The 17,993-nt window shown below is 64.3% G+C and carries 14 protein-coding genes; 5 read left to right on the forward strand and 9 right to left on the reverse strand.

The features are described from left to right. Positions 1 to 28 precede the first annotated feature (28 nt). The 8 genes from H0E84_RS12480 to H0E84_RS12510 form a co-directional block, all read right to left on the reverse strand. Positions 29 to 1,273, reverse strand: a complete 1,245-nt coding sequence (locus H0E84_RS12480; RefSeq protein WP_180678981.1) for an MFS transporter — start codon at positions 1,271 to 1,273, stop codon at positions 29 to 31. Positions 1,274 to 1,384: 111 nt separating this feature from the next. Continuing rightward, positions 1,385 to 1,891, reverse strand: a complete 507-nt coding sequence (locus H0E84_RS12485; protein WP_180678982.1) for an SRPBCC family protein — start codon at positions 1,889 to 1,891, stop codon at positions 1,385 to 1,387. Between the two features lie 74 nt (positions 1,892 to 1,965). Then, positions 1,966 to 2,349 (reverse strand): ArsR/SmtB family transcription factor, encoded by a 384-nt coding sequence (locus tag H0E84_RS12490; RefSeq protein ID WP_180678983.1) that lies wholly within the window; start codon positions 2,347 to 2,349, stop codon positions 1,966 to 1,968. Between the two features lie 187 nt (positions 2,350 to 2,536). After that, positions 2,537 to 3,277, reverse strand: a complete 741-nt coding sequence (locus tag H0E84_RS12495) for an outer membrane protein (protein ID WP_257644207.1) — start codon at positions 3,275 to 3,277, stop codon at positions 2,537 to 2,539. A gap of 136 nt (positions 3,278 to 3,413) precedes the next feature. Then, entirely contained in the window at positions 3,414 to 3,740 is a 327-nt protein-coding gene (locus H0E84_RS20220) for an SDR family oxidoreductase (protein ID WP_219339739.1), read from the reverse strand. Continuing rightward, a complete protein-coding gene (locus H0E84_RS20225) occupies positions 3,737 to 4,828 on the reverse strand; it encodes a DNA glycosylase AlkZ-like family protein (RefSeq protein WP_219339728.1) in 1,092 nt (363 codons plus the stop codon). The genes H0E84_RS20220 and H0E84_RS20225 overlap by 4 nt, the downstream gene beginning before the upstream one ends. Positions 4,829 to 4,878: 50 nt before the next feature. Beyond that, the gene (locus tag H0E84_RS12505; protein WP_180678984.1) at positions 4,879 to 5,814 is read right to left on the reverse strand and encodes a hypothetical protein; all 936 of its coding nucleotides are present in this window, start codon (positions 5,812 to 5,814) and stop codon (positions 4,879 to 4,881) included. 104 nt (positions 5,815 to 5,918) lie between these two features. After that, entirely contained in the window at positions 5,919 to 6,230 is a 312-nt protein-coding gene (locus H0E84_RS12510) for an XAC0095 family protein (RefSeq protein ID WP_180678985.1), read from the reverse strand. A gap of 143 nt (positions 6,231 to 6,373) precedes the next feature. On the opposite strand from H0E84_RS12510, the gene H0E84_RS12515 reads away from it, so the two are divergent. Beyond that, entirely contained in the window at positions 6,374 to 6,613 is a 240-nt protein-coding gene (locus H0E84_RS12515; RefSeq protein WP_180678986.1) for a helix-turn-helix domain-containing protein, read from the forward strand. 47 nt (positions 6,614 to 6,660) lie between these two features. On the opposite strand, the gene H0E84_RS12520 is transcribed toward H0E84_RS12515, so the two are convergent. After that, the gene (locus H0E84_RS12520) at positions 6,661 to 6,951 is read right to left on the reverse strand and encodes an XAC0095 family protein (protein WP_180678987.1); all 291 of its coding nucleotides are present in this window, start codon (positions 6,949 to 6,951) and stop codon (positions 6,661 to 6,663) included. 189 nt (positions 6,952 to 7,140) lie between these two features. Between H0E84_RS12520 and H0E84_RS20885 the strand changes: the two genes are divergently transcribed. From H0E84_RS20885 to H0E84_RS12540, 4 genes are all read left to right on the forward strand, one after another. Further along, positions 7,141 to 7,503, forward strand: a complete 363-nt coding sequence (locus H0E84_RS20885) for an excalibur calcium-binding domain-containing protein (protein ID WP_180678988.1) — start codon at positions 7,141 to 7,143, stop codon at positions 7,501 to 7,503. Between the two features lie 184 nt (positions 7,504 to 7,687). Then, positions 7,688 to 8,632, forward strand: coding sequence for an HNH endonuclease (locus H0E84_RS12530; protein ID WP_180678989.1), 945 nt, complete (start codon positions 7,688 to 7,690; stop codon positions 8,630 to 8,632). 4 nt (positions 8,633 to 8,636) lie between these two features. Then, a complete protein-coding gene (locus H0E84_RS12535; RefSeq protein WP_180678990.1) occupies positions 8,637 to 11,531 on the forward strand; it encodes a hypothetical protein in 2,895 nt (964 codons plus the stop codon). 32 nt (positions 11,532 to 11,563) lie between these two features. Then, positions 11,564 to 17,638, forward strand: coding sequence for a DEAD/DEAH box helicase (locus H0E84_RS12540; protein WP_180678991.1), 6,075 nt, complete (start codon positions 11,564 to 11,566; stop codon positions 17,636 to 17,638). Positions 17,639 to 17,993 lie beyond the last annotated feature (355 nt).

Here is a 17,993-nt window from a genome sequence, read left to right on the forward strand (position 1 = left end):
GGACACGAGTCGCCGCCGGACGGCCATCCTAGACACAGTCGGTTCGGGCCGCGCGGCCCGCCTGCCCGGGCGAACCGCTCCGCCGCAGGTCCCGGCGCGCCCACGCATAGACCAGCAGCCCGGCGACCGCGGTGGCAGCGCCCACGTAGCCCGTCGACGTCCACCCCCAGCCGGCGGTGATCGCCATTCCGCCCAGCCACGGGCCCAGCGCGTTGGCGGCGTTGAACGCGGAATGGTTGGACGCCGCGGCCAGCGTCTGCGCACCGCGCGCCACGTCCATCAGGTGCGATTGCAGCACCGGCGCCAAAGCGCCCATCGTGCCCACCGCCACCACCGCGGGCAGCGCCGTCCACGCCGACAGCGCCGCCAGCGGGAACGCCAGCAACAGCAGCACGGACCAGGCCAGGACGATCGCCGCCGCCCGGAACCCGTAGCGGTCGAACAGCCAGCCGCCGCCCAGCGTGCCGAGGATGCCGCCGGCGCCGAACGCCATCAGCCCGAGCGGGATGAAGCCCTCGCCCACGCCCGTCACCTGCACCAGCGTCGGCGAGAGATAGCTGAAGACGCAGAACATGCCGGCGAAGCCGATCGCTCCGATCCCCAGCGCCAGCCACACCGGCCTGCGGTTGAAATCGCGCAGCTCGCGCGCCGCGTCGGTGCGCGGCGCACCCAGCCCCGCCGGCAGCACCACCGCGGTCATCGCCACCGTGGCCAGCGCGATGACCGAGACCAGCGCGAAGGCGTAGCGCCACTCCAGCGCCTGCCCCAGCCAGGTGGCCAGCGGATTGCCGACCAGTAGCGCCACCGACAGCCCCAGCATCACCCGCCCCACCGCCCGCCCGCGCTGCGCCGGCGGGCTGATGTGCGCGGCCACCAGCGCCGCCACGCCGAAGTAGGCGCCGTGCGGCAGCCCGGCGATGAAGCGGAACGCCAGCATCGCGTGATAGTCGGGCGACAGCGCGCTGGCGAAGTTGCCCAGCGCGTAGAACCCCATCAGCGCCAGCAGCAGCGTGCGCCGCGGCAGGCGCGCGCCGAGGATCGCCAGCGACGGCGCGCCCACCACCACGCCCAGCGCGTACGCGCTGATCACGTGCCCCACCTGCGGCTCGGTGACGCCCAGTCCGCGCGCGATCTCGAGGATCAGCCCCATCACCACGAATTCGCTGGTGCCGATGGCGAAGCCGCCCATCGCCAGCGCGAACAGGATCAGCGCCACCTGGCGCGGCGTCAGACGGGCGGCGGGAGCCGGTGCGGCGGCGGGAAGCGACGACATCCGACATTGTTGCTGCATTGCAGCATCCCTGTCGACGTCGACAGGGAAACGCTGCGTCACATGCCGGCCCGGGCCCGGCCTCGGTGCTCCGTAACGCCCCTCCGCTCGACCCTACGTGCCGGAGCGCTCCGCCAGCAGCTCGTCCAGGCGCCGGTAGCCCATTTCCATGCCGTCGGTCATGCCGGTGGAGAGGGCTCCGTCGCGTGCTTCCCGGGTGCGGAAATCGATCACCGTGGTCACCGTGGTGATGCCCTCCGCCTCGGACAGCGCGAGCGCGACCAGCGCGGCCTCGCCCATGTCCCCGCCGACGTCGCCGGCGTCGTAGTGCTGGGTGTGCGCCAGCCGCGCGGGTGCATCCACTTCGGTGAAGCTGCCGTGGAAACCGAACTCGGAGCCGTCCGCCTGGTTGCGCCAGCGCCAGCGGTACTCGCCGCCCACGCGCACGTCCATCTCGCATACCGGCATGTCCCAGCCCGGCGGCCCCAGCATCCAGCGCTTGACCAGTTCCGGCCTGGTGTAGGCCTGGTACACCAGTTCGCGCGGCGCCCTGAACTGCCGCGTCACCTTGACCTCGCTCTCGCCGGGCAGGCTCACTTCGGCTTTCGGCATCGTCTTCATTGCTGTTCTCCTGTGGATGACGGGGTGGCAGCGCCGCGGGCCAGCGGGGCCAGCGTGCGTGGATGGAAGCGGGGCTAGGCCCGGGAGCCGCGACGCCCGCGCCCCTTGGCCGGCTTCCCCTGCGCGGACTTCGGCTGCTGCAGTTCGTCGAGCAGCGCGTCGAGGCGGGTGAAGTTCGCCTCCCAGATGTCGCGGTAGCGCTCCAGCCAGCCGCTGGCCTCGGCCAGCGGCGCGGCCTCGATGCGCCGCGGCCGTCGCGGCCCCTCCCGCGCCACCGACACCAGCCGCGCCCGCTCGAGGATCTTCAGGTGCTTGGAGATGGCCGGCTGGCTGATCTCGAAGGGCTCGGCCAGTTCCGCCACCGACGCCTCGCCCCGCGCCAGCCGCGCCAGGATCGCGCGGCGCGTAGGGTCGGCCAGGGCCAGGAAGGTCGCGTCGAGGTGGGCTGAGGCGTTCATTGCATAACCATGCAGTTATGATAACTGAAAGGTTATTCATCTTCCGGCCGCTGTCAAGTGCCGGGCCGCGCCGCCCGGGACCGGGCAATACGGGCGATACCACGGACGAGGCCCAAAACGGACACGGGCGCCCAGTGGGCGCCCGTGTGCGGGTCAGGTCCGACCGTGCCGGCCGATGGCGGTCGGGTCAGAACACGTACTCGCCGGTCAGCCCGAGCAGCGCGGTCGAACGCTTGGGGCCCTCGACCTCCTGCCCGGTGTCGGTATCGCGGAGCGTGCCCGACTTGGCGCGGAAGTAGTCGTAGTGCACGCCGATGCTGAAGTTCTCAGTCGCGTTCCAGCCGGTGCCGACGCCGGCGTACCAGCTGTTGCGGCCCGCGCGGCGGCCGCTCTCGATGCCGAGTTCCTCGCCGATGGTGTCGTAGTAATCGGCGCTGTTGTCCGAAGCGCGGAAGTAGCCGCCGCGCGCACCGAGGTACCAGGCCGGGGTCAGGTTGACGCGGGCGTTGGCGCCCGCCAGCCAGCCGCGCAGCGCGTCGTTCGCCTCGCGCTGGTCCACCGGGTCGTCGTTGAACACGTTGCGCACGCGCAGGTTGCCCAGGTCGGTGTAACCGACCTCGGCGCCGAGACCCCAGCGCTCGCCCAGCTTCCAGCGGTAGCCGCCGGTCAGGCCATAGCCGGTCTGACGGTCGTCGTTGCTTTCCAGGAAATCGAAGTCGCCGGTCCCGAAGCGGCCCGCGGTGCCGCCGTCGGTGCGGCCCACGTTCCCGGCCACGAACCAGTTGCCGTCGCCCACCTGCTGGCCGGGACGGTAGGCATCGCTTCCTGCGCTCTGCGCGAATGCGGCCGGGGCGAACAGGGCAGCCGCCAATGCGGCGGGATAACAGATCTTGTTCATGCGGATCTCCTTCTTCTTGGTCTTGGGCATGCGAAACGGGCTGGCACATGCCTGATGAGCGGCAACCGGCACGGTGCAGGCCGGAAGCGCGGTGGCAGTAGAGACGACCGACACTGAAGCCACGGCAAACGTTCACCCCAGGAACACGCGAAACCAGCGTCGGAGTTCAACGCGCGTTTATCCCGCGGGCGCATCGCGATTCGCCACACCGTTGCGCGCCTCCTCCGGCCATCCTTTGCTTGTCGGCGACGGCGAGCGACTCTGGCGTGCCCTGCGTGCCTTCGGTGACGATCATGTCCGGGTTCAGCGCGTTGACGCAGATCCTGCGCGGGCCCAGCTCCTGCACGAGCACGCCGGTGATCGCGTCCACCGCGCCCTTGGTGCCGCTGTAGACCGCGCTGCCCGCCGGCACGACGTGGGTGACCACCGAGCCGATCACGTCTCTCGATCCTCCAGGCCTCGCCGGCACGCGGGGCGCTGCGCGAGCGATCAGTCCCCGAGCCCGAGAAAGACGCGCATCCGCGCGAGCTCGGCTTCCAGCCCGGCCTCGAACCCCGCATCGCGCGGGGCGCGGCCGTCGACGTAGCGGATCTCGCTCGCCAACGCGCCCCCGGCGACGGCCAGGTTGCCCCAGCCGACGACCCGGTCCCGCCACAGCAGCGGCAGCGCGTAGTAGCCGAGCTTGCGCTTCGCCGCGGGCGTATAGGCCTCGAAGCGGTAGCGCCAGCCCCACAGCAGCTCGAAGCGGCGGCGGTCCCAGACGATCGGGTCGAAGGGCGTGAGCAGCCGCACGGAGTCGTCGGGTTTCCAGCGCCGGCCGGCCGGGGTTTCGTCGGCCGGCCAGAACCACTCGACACCGGCTACCCGCGCCTGCCCGAGACGCTGCCTGGCGCGCGCCAGCGCTGGTGCGCGCGCGTCGTTCCACTGCGGCACGGCATTGCGCAGATACAGCACCAGCTGCCGCAGGCTGGCGAGCGGCAGCGGCGCGTACTTGCGCACCGCCAGCTCCAGCAGCGCGTCCATGCGCGCGTCGATGGCGGCGGCGTCCACCGGGGCGTCGGGCTCGCGCACGGCGTAGACCCGCGTCCCGCCCTCGCGGCGCGCGACCCGCAGCAGGCCGCGGTAGTGCATGCCATCGAGCAGCTGCGTGCTGGCGTTGGACGAGCCGCCGAACCAGTTGGTGGTCTTGCCGTGCGCGAAGTGCGCATCGACCTCGCGCGGATGCACCGCGCCGCGCGCCGCCACGAATTCCCGCACCGCGTGCGCCTGCTTCCAGCGCGCCACCGTCCACGCCTGGCGCGCGGTGCGCGGATGCATCAGCGCCTGGTGCGCGCGCGGCAGGAAGCCGTAGTTGACGAAGAAGTCTTCTTCCAGCGCCAGGCGCGGATAGCGCCGCTCGAGGTCGCCCGCGCGATAGTCGCGGACGCGGTGGCGCAAGGTGAGGTCCTGCGCGCGGGCCGGCGCGCGGATCGGATCGGCCTGCACGAAACCCAGCCGCGCGATCGCGCGCATGAGCGTGGTCGGCCGCAACAGCGTGCGCGCGACGGCGTAGCGGCGCAGGTGGTCGAGGGTGACGGGCATGGCGCGATGATGCCAGCTCGCCGCCCGGGATGGCTGCCGCCGCTTTGCGGTCAGCTCCCCGGCATTGGCGCTCCGCCCGTCGCCGGTGGTTCCGTCCCGTCCGGCGCTTCGGCCGCGCCGGTCGTCCATGGCCTCCATATCGCGCCCATCATCAGGGCGAGGTCGGGCAGGCCGACCTCATCGGGCGGCGTAGCGCTTCCGAGTGCGTACGCGCGGCCGGCAAGACCGGCCGCCAGCAGTGCGACCACCAGGACGACCGCGGCGACCGCCCATGCGATGTTGCGTTGGCTACGCATGACGGCAATCTCCTGCTCGCCATCGCGGCGCGCCCTGTCGGCGCGTGCGGCATCGGCTTTCGCGTCCCATGCCTTCCCGACCAGTTCCCGCAGGCCGGGCAGCATTTCCAGCACACGCACGCCGTGCACTTCGCGCTTCGAGTGGAGATCGGCCGTGGTCAGGGCGTCCCTGGACCGGCCGCTGGCATGCGCGATCCCGTCGACCGGCGGCCCCCAGTCGAACGCGATTCCGAACTGCTCGTAGAACCGGTTGCGGCGGTCCCGCTGCACCTCGGTCCGCGCATCGACTTCGCTCAGGCGGATCGGCTTGATCCTGCCCGGGCGGTGCTGCGACTTGTCCAGCACCCAGCGCACCACCTCGTTCTGCAGGTACGAGCCCAGGCGCAATCCGCGCACGTCCTCGTCGAGCAGCATGTTGCCGCCGGTAAGCACGTAGACGACGCCGCCCGTCCCGCAATCCTCGTACGACCCGCCGAAGCTGCCGACGAAGCGCCCCCGCCGGCCGGGCGCATCCGCCCCAGGGCCGCCCACCAGGTGCGCCGCCAGGTCCAGCCGCCCACCCGTGTCCGGCCCCGCGCGCCACTCGCGGCTGCGGCGCTCGATGGCGAATACGTACGTCCCGGAGCGATCCGCTTGCCTGATTTCGAGCAGGGTCCATTCCCTGCTGGTGCATTCCTTGTCCTGGCTCATGACACTCCTATCGACCCGTCTACGCTTCGGCGCTCACACCCGATACGGCGGGAGCGTCCGCTCCTTCAAATTCGGCTCGCGCAACAGCTTGACCTTGCATGCGATCAGTCGCCCCTCGGGATCACCTTCTTCGTACGTGTGGGGATCGTCTCCTGGTCGGGCCGCGGCGTGCTCGGCCAATGGATCTGCTGCAGGCTGCGATCGAGCCGATCGGCCAGTTCCTGGAAGCAGTGCGCCAGCGCGGCGGGCTCGAGCGACAGCTCGGCCGCGGGCAGGTCGTCGTGCGGGGAGCGCGGCGCGGCCAGGCAGGCCAGCAGGCGCAGGCGGTCGCGGGTCTGCTGCAGTGCCAGGTACGCCTCCTCGGGCAGCTGGTAGCAGCCGGGGGTGGCGATGGGTCGAGCGGGTCCGTTGCTCATGGGTCGTCCTCGCGTGATCAGGATCCCTGCCGGTCGATACGTCGCGCGTGCCTGCAAGGCCGCCAACCCGGAACCGCCGGGTTCGCGCAACTCATACTATAGTCTGTCGACGGTCTTGGCGACGGGGAGGGACCCTTTCGCCGATGAACGGAACCCCGCGCGTGCTCACCAAGGCCTTCGGCCGCGTCGTCAGCCAGGCCCGACGCGAGGCCGGGTGGACGCAGGAAGAACTGGCGCACCGCGCCGGCGTGCATCGCACCTACGTGGGCGACCTGGAGAACGGCCGCAAATCGCCGACGCTCGACGTGGTGGAGACCCTCGCCCGGGCCTTCGGCCGGCCGGCGAACGAGCTGATCGCGGCTGCGGAAGCGCTCGGGGGCTAGTCGCGAGGCTCAAGGCCGCCCGCCACGGATGGCATAGCGCGGGCCAATCACAAGGACGGTTCTGCGTGCGGGGCTTCCGCCGTGCGACCGGCTCCCGACCAATGCGTCTGCCGCAGGCTGTGATCGAGCTGGCCGGCCAATTCCATGAAGCAATGCGCCAGCGCCGCGGGCTTGAGCGGCAACTCGGCCACGGGCAGGTCGTCCTGCGGAGAGCGCGGCGCGGCCAGGCACGCCAGCAGGCGCAGGCGGTCGCGGGTCTGCTCCAGCGCCAGGTGTGCATCCTCGGAAAGCTGGTAGCAGCCGGGAGTCGGAGCGAACGAGCCGGGTCCTTTGCTCATGGGATCTTCCTTTGATGAAGAAGGAAAAAGTCCGTGTGATGTCGCGTCAGGATGACACCTCGCATCGACCCTGTATGCAACATTTCCTGTAGCAGCCCGGACTTGCCGACGTCTTTGTGTGTCCCCTGTGTCCTCAATGGCACAGCTCGTGCGTGTCAGAAAGGAAGTCCTGCTTGTGAGCAATCGACCATGCGGCCAACTCTGTTCGGAGTCGGGTTCTGGATAGCGCTGGCCTGCAGCGCGCAGGTGCAAGCCCACGGCGGGGGATTGAACAAGGACGGCTGCCACAACGACCGCAAATCAAGCGGCTATCACTGCCATCGCGGTCAAAGCGCACCGCCGCCTCTATCGCCGATGCCCCCGCCGCAGAACACCCCAGCGCGGCATGATCTGACCCCCGGTGGCGGATCAAGCCCCAGTCGCGCGTTCAGGAATTGCGACGAGGCCAGAGCAGCCGGTGCCGCGCCCGTGCGCAGAGGCGATCCCGGCTACGGCCCGCATCTGGACCGCGACAACGACGGCATAGGCTGCGAGCCCTATCGCGGGCGCTGACGCTCGGTACTCTGGAACCGAAGGAAGTGATCTTGACTCCGTTCCTGAGTACGCTCGATTCACGGCCTGACCGAACTTGCATTCGGGGCACGAGTCTGGTCCCGCGGAAGAACTCGGACATGCAACTGGGTTTGGTTTACCCTCGAACGAGGGGCGGGGCTTTGAGTTCCGAGTAGGGGGTGACATGCGCTTCTGGTGGGTGAACCACAAACAGACGGTCAAGGAAGAAGTCGCTGGAAGCTATCTGTGGTCGCCGCAAACTGAAGCGAACGGGAAGCGCAGCCAGTTCTACGAGAACATGCGGCGCGCCGCTCCAGGCGACAGGGTTCTGTCCTTCGCCTTCGCCCAAATTATGTATGTCGGAACCGTTCAAGATTTCGCCCGAGTAGCGCCAAGACCGCCAGAATTCCAGGAGCGCGGCAGGCAGTGGAGCGAGATCGGATGGCTCCTACCGGTGGATTGGACGTCGTTAGAAGAACCGGTTCGTCCCAAGGATCACATCACGCGGCTCCGGCCGCTTTTGCCCGGAAAGTACTCGCCAATTCAACCCGTCTCTGGAAATGGAAATCAGAAGGCATACTTCGCAGAGATCGATCCTCGGATCTTCGAAATACTCGCTCGCTCAGCCGAAGCGAGTTCTATTCCCGCGGCGACCCAAGGGCAAGATGCGATCATTCAGATAGACAATGCACTGGAATCGGCCATCTCAAGAGATCAGCGTTTCGACGTGACGACAAGGCGACAGCTCATTCTCGCGCGGCATGGCCAAGGGCAGTTCCGCTTGCGCGTGATGTCCAAGCACAAGTCTTGTTGGCTAACCGGCGTTCGGTCGCCAGCGCTGTTGGTCGCCAGCCACATCAAGCCATGGCGTGCATGTACCGAAGCTGCCGAGCGGCTGGATGGCGCCAATGGTCTGCTCTTGGCGCCACATGCCGATCGCTTGTTCGATCGCGGCCTCCTGACTTTCGAGGACGATGGGAGTGCTCTCCTCTCAGAAGAGCTTCCCGTAGGAGAGATCGAGCGACTTGGCCTCGCCGAAGCGTGTTCCAGGCCTAGTCAGAGTTTTCCAGAAGCGACTTGCAGGTACCTCTCTTTCCATCGGAAGCACGTGTTTCTTGCGAAGCGGTGATCGAATGAGACAAGACGCAGTAGGCAACGACTTCGAATGGAGCTCGTGGGGCATCGAGCACTGGAATGAACGCCTCTTGGAACATTTTTTCTCGAACCGTTGCGATGAGCCTCCCGTTGCTGTGCTGCTCGTAACATCGGATGAGCTCGCCAGAGCGACCGGCGACCCGTTGGCCACGGCCGACGCAGCGCGCACCTCTTTCGTCGAGGCAGTGAATCGAGCAATCGGATCCAAGGGGCTGCTGGAGGACGCATCCAACTATCGGGGGTTCCCTATGCATCCACCGCTGACGCGTCCAAGGTTCATCGCTCATCTCATTTTGACCTGCCTGGCGGCGTCGGAGTCCTCGGAGGAGCTCGCCGATGAAAGCTCGTTCATAGCGAGACTGCGTAAGCTTGCCGAGCTACACGCAAACTCACTCTCCATGCTCCCCATACTCTGGACTCACCTCCAGACCTGGCTCAGCAATCACGACGTTTCGTATCGGCGCCTGGTGCTACCGGACCCCGGCGGCCTGACGCGCATCGGCTACACCGTCAGGCTGACCTTTCCCGACCGCAGGGATCAGCAACGCTTATCGCGGTTGCTCGATGACGCCGGGTTCTCGGGAGCCGTACCGCCTATCGCACGGACCTTGTCGTTGGTCGCATCACAACGGTCCCAGTTTAGCGTCACATTCCAGCGCGCATTCGATGACTTCAGGCGAAAGTTGGAATCCACAAGCGAAGCGGAGTCCAAGAAGCTTTCCACGCATCGGCTCTGGGCAGCAGTAGTCGATGCGGCGCTGCGGGGGCGAGGCCACCAGCATTCAGAGTCGCTCACTCACTACTCAGTTCTCGCAGAAGACGCCGAGGACATACTAAGTCTCTTCGTCACCAGCGACAGGGACGAGCCCCTGCCGCGCACGCAACCGGTCGAACTGTTCACCGCCTACGGACCGTGGAAGTTCGGGCTGGTCCCCGAGGACGGAGCACTGGACACGGGAGGGTTACACGCAATTGCCGGCGCAGTGCTGAGTGGAGCCCTTCGGCTGCCTCGCGTATCTGCCCTAGTGGATCAGGGCGTATTGCCCTTTGCCCTGCGCTCTCATGGTCTCCTGGAGCTGGTCGGCCGTTCTGAGTTGGACGCGGCGACTTACGCTCTAGTTCGCCAAGACAAGCTCGCCGATACACGCAGGATCTATTCGGATGGAACCGACATACCTTCGGCGTATCCCGGCTGGGCGCAGATCAGAGCCCCTGGCCTGAAAGCTGCACCAGCGTCCACGTTTCATGGAACGACACTGGCAGAGACATGGATTCTTCATGAATCGCTATCCCTTCCGGCAATTGGTATTCGAGGCGGAGTGCGTACCGAAGAAGGCTGGCTCGGGCTGGCAGAAGTCCTGCCCAAAGTGGTCGCTGATGATGCCAACCGAGTATGGATGGAAGCTGAAGACCGCGTCGTCGAGTTGGCCCGTGACGAGAACGGTCTGTGGTTGCTGCCCCCGGACGACTGGTCCGGGCTGGTAGTGCTGAAAGCGACCTGGAGCGAGTACGAACGCCAGCGTGACGTTCGTTTCAATTCGACCGTCGTCACCGAAAACTTCAAGGCGCCGAACGACCCGGATGCTTGGCTCATCGAGGGAATGTCCAACGGTTCTAATCTTGGCTCCGCGGACTCCGAAGAGACGTCGCTGATCGGTGACCGGGATGGCGTAGAGTTGGTGAACCCAATTCTGCTCGGCGCCGGGGTAGGAGAATTCGTCAGCGAGCCGGTGAAGTCGGCGTGGGCAGTTACACCGCTTGGTAGGAAATTCATCGGCCGCTGCGGTAGTCTGCGGGGCGACGATGCCATTCCGACATTTCGTGTCGACTCTGCGAACGCCCGTCGCCGTTGGCGGAAGCTTCTTCTAAAGTCGGACCCTGCAGATTCGGAATTCGCAGCGAATCGAGATCGAGTGAAAGGGAAGGTCGCATCCGACGCGCTGCCGAGTCAAGCCGTGTCGCAAATGATTCCAGATCTGACACCCCGCAAATTCCAAGCCGTCAAACCAACCGTCGATCGGCTCGTTAGAGTGATCTCTGGACGCGCGGCGACTCGCGCGGGCATCCCTTGGCGTGAATGGAAGGAACTAACGCTCGGCACCCTCGATATCGATGCGAGGAATCTGGCTCATGTCACACGGGCCTGGATGGAAGCGGGCTTCATCGACGTCGCGTCGTTCGCTCGATGGAGGAGGCGTTGCGTATTCGCGCGAGCGCCGAAGCTACTCGCTTACCGAGCAGGAGGTGTCGTTAACGCAATCGTCTCAGGATTGTCGCTCCCGGCCACGCAAGCTGCAATTCTTGATGCATCGGCCCGATTGGAGATGCTCGTCCTCACGCGCAGATCAATATCCGCCCTCGTACCGCCCGTCCTGCGAATCGTTGGCAATGATGAAGAGTCAATTTCGCTCGTTGCGCGACAGGTCTCTATGCCGATCACCTGGCTCAGGGCGGATATGTTGGGGCGAATGTTCGGTACGCTACCGAGCGGGGCGGCCGCGCCAACACAGTACGATTCGGCGGGAGAATGGCATCGATGGTCGCTTAAGGAAGGCCCGGTTCCGGGCATCCGAGTCGAGCATTTCGTTAGAGCAGATCGGCCGGACTATTGGCTTGCAACGCATGAGAGTGGTTCGAGCTGGGCTTTCGAGCTCAACCCGCTACGACAATGGGCGGCAGCCGTACTTGGGGAGCCTCTCGTGGTGACAGACGGCCCCCATGATCTCGTCGCGCATCACGGGTATCTTCCGCTGTCGGTGGCTCGGCTGGCCGGCGTGCTTGGACAAGGGCTCGCCGGCCCATCAGGCTCCGGAGAGTATCGATACCCGGTAGGCGCGGTCGTTCGTGCGAACATCCTCGCGATGTTGCGATGAATATGTGACACAACCAGGAGGGTAGCAGGGACATGTTCGACCCTATCGGCGGTTTCCTCAGGATTCGAGAGTTGTATCTAACCTATCTAGAGACGGCATTTCGAATTGGTAACGAGGCGGTAAGCAAAGAGCGCCGAGCTTTGCTGGAGTCGGCAGGAGCCTTGTGCACCCTACCGTTGATCGAGCCCGTTCCTCGCTATGTGCGGAGCACGACATCACTTCGTGAACTGGCGGCCGATCCTGGCGAAGCGCTTTCGGACTTCGAGCCAAGAGTTCGATCTGCGTTCATCCGATTGATCTCCGCAGGGCTGTTCGACGACTCCAGCGTGCGCTTGTTCAAACATCAGATGCAGATGCTGGCAAGAGGCACGGTACTGGGCCGCCCCGGCATCGTGACCTCCGGCACAGGGTCGGGAAAAACAGAGTCCTTCTTGCTGCCGGTGTTCGCCGAGATAATGCGCGAGGCATCGCAATGGTCGGCGCCAACGAATGGTTACCTGTGCACGCCCTGGTGGCACGACGACAACGGTAGACCCTATGAATCGTTTACGGCGATTCCGAAGTCCAGACGACCGTTGAAACAGAACCCCAGCGCAGATCCGTTCGTATCGCATCGCGCCGGAGAACGTCGCCCAGCTGCAGTTCGCTGCCTGCTGCTCTATCCGATGAACGCGCTTGTCGAAGATCAGCTAACTCGACTGCGAAAGGCGCTCGATTCGGATGCGGCGAGGCGCGTTCTGGCGGAAGAGATTGGAGGCAACCGAATATTCTTTGGGCGATACACCAGCGCCACCCCGGTCACCGGTTTCAACGTTCACCCACGGATTGCTGCGGAGGACGACCGTGAGCGTCGCACTAGACAGCTTCGCGCATTGTTCAATGAAATGATCGATTTCGAGCGCACCCAGCGCGAGATAGAGAGGCGTTGCCGCGAAGTCCCGCCGACACTCAATGCCGAGGACCGGTTCCTCTTCCCGGCAGTTGACGGCGCGGAGATGCTGACGCGGTGGGACATGCAAGTGCAGCCACCTGACATCCTCATCACCAATGTGAGCATGTTGGGGGCGATGCTAAACCGTGAAGTCGAGGATCCACTCTTCGAGGCGACCAAGCGATGGCTGGTAGAGAACGAAGACGCCTACTTCTATCTCGTGCTCGACGAGTTGCACCTTCAGCGTGGCGCAGCTGGCACCGAAGTCGCTTACTTGCTGAGATTGCTATTGGCTCGGCTGGGGCTAGACAGTCCGGCGCATCGGCACAAGCTGAGAATTCTAGCGTCTAGCGCGTCACTGCCAGTAGACGGGGAACAGGGCCTAAGGAGCCAGGAGTATCTGTGGGACATGTTCGGCAGCTTCGGCCACTGGACTCCACAGAAGAACATGGCAACTTCTCCTGCGGACTGGCGTAATGCGATCGTCGCAGGAGAGCCCGAGGCAGAACGCAAAGTCATTCGGCCGCGACTTGAGCCCGGGCCGTTCATCGAGTTCCTGACGCGTCATGGAGGTGGAGCGCGTGAGCCGGCGTGCGCGGCTGATGGTGAGACCCCGCCGCTGTTGGCAAATGCATGGCCTGCCTTGGGCGACGCCATGGGCGTGAGCACTACCGGCCCCATCGCAAGCGTCGTTCGAGAGGTGATCGGAGAGGCGGGGCGCCATCTCGCAGCCGCGTGCTGGGCGCCGGAGGAGGGTCGTTCACGGGCGACTCCCATCGACGAACTGACTCGGCGAATCTTCGGTGATGAGTGCAAGGATGAATCCGCCCTTCGTGGGCTATTGCTCGCGCGAGGACTCGGAGACGTTTTCCACAAGTGGTTCGAAGCCGAGGCCGCGACCGTGCCACTCGACGCACCATCCTTCCGAGTGCATACGTTCTTCCGGAGCATTGAAGGGCTGTTCACACCCCTGGACCGGGGAGCGAGCGCAGCTGAAGACTTCAGAGATGGTGTGCGCAAAGTAGGCCGGCTCACGCTGGAGCGCGCTATCAGTACCGGCCTACACGATGGCGGGTCCTCCCCTCCGGCACGGTTGCTTGAGCTCCTGTACTGCGAGTGTTGCGGAGAGCTCTTCGTTGGCGGCATGCGCCGGAAGCAGGGCGACGTGGAATTGGAGCTGTTGCCCGGCGAGCCCGAGTTGGATGGACTGCCCGATGGCGCAACCGGACGGCGCTTCGAGGATCTTTCATTCGACGAGTACGCGGTCTTCTGGCCAACAGATCGATCAGACCCACCGCAGCCGCAGCTTCCGGCATCGGCCCCCGATGGCTGGAGCAGAAAGCGATTGGATCCCTTGACAGCGGTGTTGCGGCCGATCCCGCCGACTGGGCAGTTCCCGGCCGATCATGTCCTTGGCTGGTTGTTCACCCGAACGAACGCTCAGGACCGTCACGGACGAAGCAATCGCGATAGGGGCAGCAACGTCCCGTACTCGTGCCCCGCCTGCGGGACCGACTACTCACCGCGACAAGCGCGTAGCGGCGTGCGGCTCTCTCCGGTTCGTCACTTCCGAACTGGCTTCGCGAAGACGACGCAACTGCTCGCCAGTGAGCTGTTCCATCTTCTCAAGTTGGTGGTTCCATCACCGAAGCTGGTGTCGTTCTCGGACAGCCGGCAAGACGCGGCCAAAGCATCTCTTGAGGTCGAGAAGCGGCACCACGAGGACTTGCGCCGAGATGTCCTGGTGAACGAACTCCGGCGGGCACAGCGGGACCTGCCCACGGCCGATCAGGTGCGCGAGGCGATGGATATGCTCCGCGCTCAACGAAACGAGGCGGGCAACCGGGGCGATTCGGAAGAGGAGCAGCGACTCAGTGATGAACTGAGATCCCGCGGCCCGATGCTCCAGGATGCGCTGGACGGAACGATTCGCATCGGCTACGTGCTGGAAAACCCCGAAGAGAAGAGCTCGTATCTGGGATACGCCGGGGGGACGCGGCTACCACTGAAGCCATTGATTAGATCGTTCGTGACGCTCGGCGTACATCCGACGAACCCGACGGGTGCGGGATTCTTTCGACCGGACGTGAATGGAGTCAAGCATTCATTCGAGTGGCCGAAGCTTTTTGAACGGCGTGATGGGCAGATCGATTGGCGCGACGACGTGGTGGAGCAAGCTTGGTTGGATCAAGCGCGCATCCAGGTGGTCGACCGCATGCAATCGCTGGTGACTGAAATTCTTCTGAGTAGAACCTACTTCTCGCTTGAGGAGGCTGGCATCGGATATCTGTGTCTTCCGAGATTTGCTCTCGGCTCCGAGATCGATTTCAACCTGGCTGCCGCTTTCGCACGCGTCTTCGGTGATTCGTATCGACTCAACAGCACGGATTTCGATCGGCCCGCGCCCTGGCACGACGTGTCCAACGTCTCGGATCGCAGTCGGGTCTACCGCTTCGCCAAGGCAGTATGGGGTGTGAACACAAGACAGAATTTGGCCGATCTGCTAAAGGCATTTACGCAAGCGGGTCATCTCGGAGGATACTTGTCCACGGCCTCCCTACGTGTCCGTCTAGCGAAGGAAGACGATCCGCTCTGGAGATGCGACAAATGCGCACGCGTCCATCTTCACAGTGGTGCGGGCATATGTACACGCTGTCTCTCGCCGCTAGCTGAATCTCCAAACGGTCGAGTAGCCGAGGTCGTTGCAAGCAACTTCCTGTCCAAGCGGTTGAACCGATCCGGCTCGGGAGAGTTTCGGCTGCATTGCGAGGAGCTCACCGGACAAACCGACGACGGCGCGGTGCGGCAGCGGAAGTTTCGCGGCATCCTATTCCCCGACCTTCGCCAGAAGCGCGATGCAAATGGAGCGCCCGTTCGCGACGACGACGGAGAGCTCGTCTTCGAATCCGACCCTCACTTTCACCGAGAACGGGAGGAAATCGACCTCCTTGCAGTCACCACTACCATGGAGGTGGGCATTGATATTGGCCCTCTCCAGGCCGTCCTCCAAGCAAATATGCCGCCACAGCGCTTCAATTATCAGCAGCGTGTGGGACGGGCTGGGCGTCGCCGACAGGCGTTTTCGCTAGTCCTAACCGTCTGCCGAACAAAGAGTCACGACCTCTATTACTTCCGAGAGCCGCGCAAGATAACGGGTGACGTGCCGCCGCCACCGTTTCTGACGAAGCAAATGCCGAGCATCGCCCGTCGGTTCCTACGCAAGCGATGGCTGAATGCGGCGTTTGCACTACTTCGAGGGTCACACGATCCGTGGCAGGGAGACGGAATGCGGCCGCCGGACATCCACGGCGAGTTCCTGCCTACGAATGAGTACTTCAGCGGCGGCTGGGAAGACCGCCTGAGCGTTGCCTTACAGGCAACCGAAACCCAAGCGCGGGACTTCGCTCGGTTGCTGTGCGAGGAGTCCGCACTGCTCTTCGAAGACATCTGGATCAGCCCTACCAAGCTGCTCGAGGAGGTTCGCCAAATCAACGTACGGCAGGAATCCAAGCAGCTCGGACTCGCCCACTCACTGGCCGAGCAGGGCAGTCTTCCCATGTATGGCATGCCTACACGAGTACGCAACCTCTACTGCGGCATCAAGAGCTCTAGTGGATCATCAGGACGGCCGGCCGAATGGAATACGATCGACCGAGATTTGGATTTGGCGATCTACGAGTTCGCCCCGGGCTCGGTAATCGTCAAGGACAAGTTGGAGCACCTCTGTGTAGGGTTCACTGGGCCATTGCCTGATGTGCGCTTCTCATCACCAGCGATCGACATGCGCGTGCAGCCGAGGTCGGCTGCCTTCGGTGAGCCGTTCTGGATGCTTGAGTGCCCACGGTGTGGCTCTTGGTTCCGACGCGACACGCGGCCATCCGAGAACGTGGGTGACTGCAACTCGTGCGGCGATCAATTGATCCCGAATCGCGCCAAGGAATGTCGCGAGCCGCTGGGGTTTCGGACCAACTTTAGACCTTTGTCTAACGTCGAGAGCGATGCACCAAGCGGACGTCATCGTTCGATTCAATCCGAGGCACGTGATTTGAACTTTCGCAAGTGTGCGAGTTCCAATCTAGAGGTGTTCGCCGACTCCATCCGCACCTATCGGCTGAACCGCGGCGCCCCTGATCCCGATCAACCGGGCCGTCACGTCGGATTTAGTGGTTCCGCCGGCGATCAAGTCTTGCATCGATCTGGCAAGACGGTGACGTTGGAACAACAGATTATAACTGATGAGATCATTGAGCAGCGGCGTCAACCGTCGCACTACACGTCTTTGGGAGCGGGTCCAAACTCCATAGATCGCGCTTGGTTGGCAGCCCCCAAAACCACCGACGCCTTGTATCTCGCTCCAGCGGCGTTGCCGCTTGGATTGAGCATCGAGCGCGTGGTAGGCCCCAGGTTCCTCGGAAACGGCGTCCAGCCTCTCGATGCACTCAGTCGGACCGCTGTGCGTGCCGCTGCGCTATCAGCGACGTTCATCCTGGTCAATCGAGCCGCACTCGAATTGGACGTAGATCCGGAAGAGTTCGACGTCATCGATCCCAGGGTGATGCGAATCGCCGGTGGCGTAGCCAAGCCGGTCCTCCAGATTGTCGATCATCTCGTCAATGGAGCCGGATTCTGTGTAGCACTTGGTACGCCCGTCGAGAATCCTCGGATTAACGGCATTGTCGGTTCCATCCTGCGCGATCAGACCGAGTATCCCTTGAACGAGTTGCTCAGGGACGATCATGAGCATTCTTGCGAACACGCGTGCTACCGATGCCTCATGCGTTATCGCAATCAGCCGTACCACGGACTCCTCGATTGGCGCCTGGGCCTGTCCTTCCTGCACGCGCTCCACGATGACTCGTTTCGGTGCGGCCTGGATGGGCGATTCGAAGCTCCTGCCTTGAGGACCTGGCCGCAACTCGTTGATGCCGATGTTCAGCGGGTCAAGCGGCAATTCAACCGGGTGCAAATTAAGCGAACCGGGGCCGTTTCCGCTGTCAAGTTCGACCGTGCGTCGAAATGGGCGGTCATTGCCCACCCGCTTTGGGATCCCATCGAGCCCACAGGTTGTCTTCTGGAAGCGATTCAGGAATTGGACGGGGATGCAGTCGTGGTCGATTCATTCAATTTCTCGCGACGGGCGGGGACCATTCGTACCGCAATCCTCGATGGGGCGTAATCATTGGAGCCATTATTCGCGGCCCTCTGTACGGTGGAGGTGCGGGCCCTCTATTCGCCGCCGGCGCTGATCACCGCCGGCGGATGCGTGCTGAAGACGACACTCGGCTCCTCCCGTGTGGCGAGCGACTAGGATCGGGACCGAAAGCCGCGATCGGTACGATCGCTGCTTCGGATCTTGGAGCGCACATGGGGCCGAGAAGGCGTCGAGGTGGACTCCATCTTCGATACGGAGTACGAACGCATCGCCCCTGAGTTGCAAGGAGACCCTCGGCGCCGTCATTTCGCGGATCAGAGGGCCACGCTAGCTGAGATTTCGACGGCAAGCGATTCCATCCTCAGTCCTTTCACGAGTT

Origin of the sequence: Luteimonas salinisoli (assembly GCF_013425525.1) — a bacterium.
Lineage (GTDB): Bacteria > Pseudomonadota > Gammaproteobacteria > Xanthomonadales > Xanthomonadaceae > Luteimonas > Luteimonas salinisoli.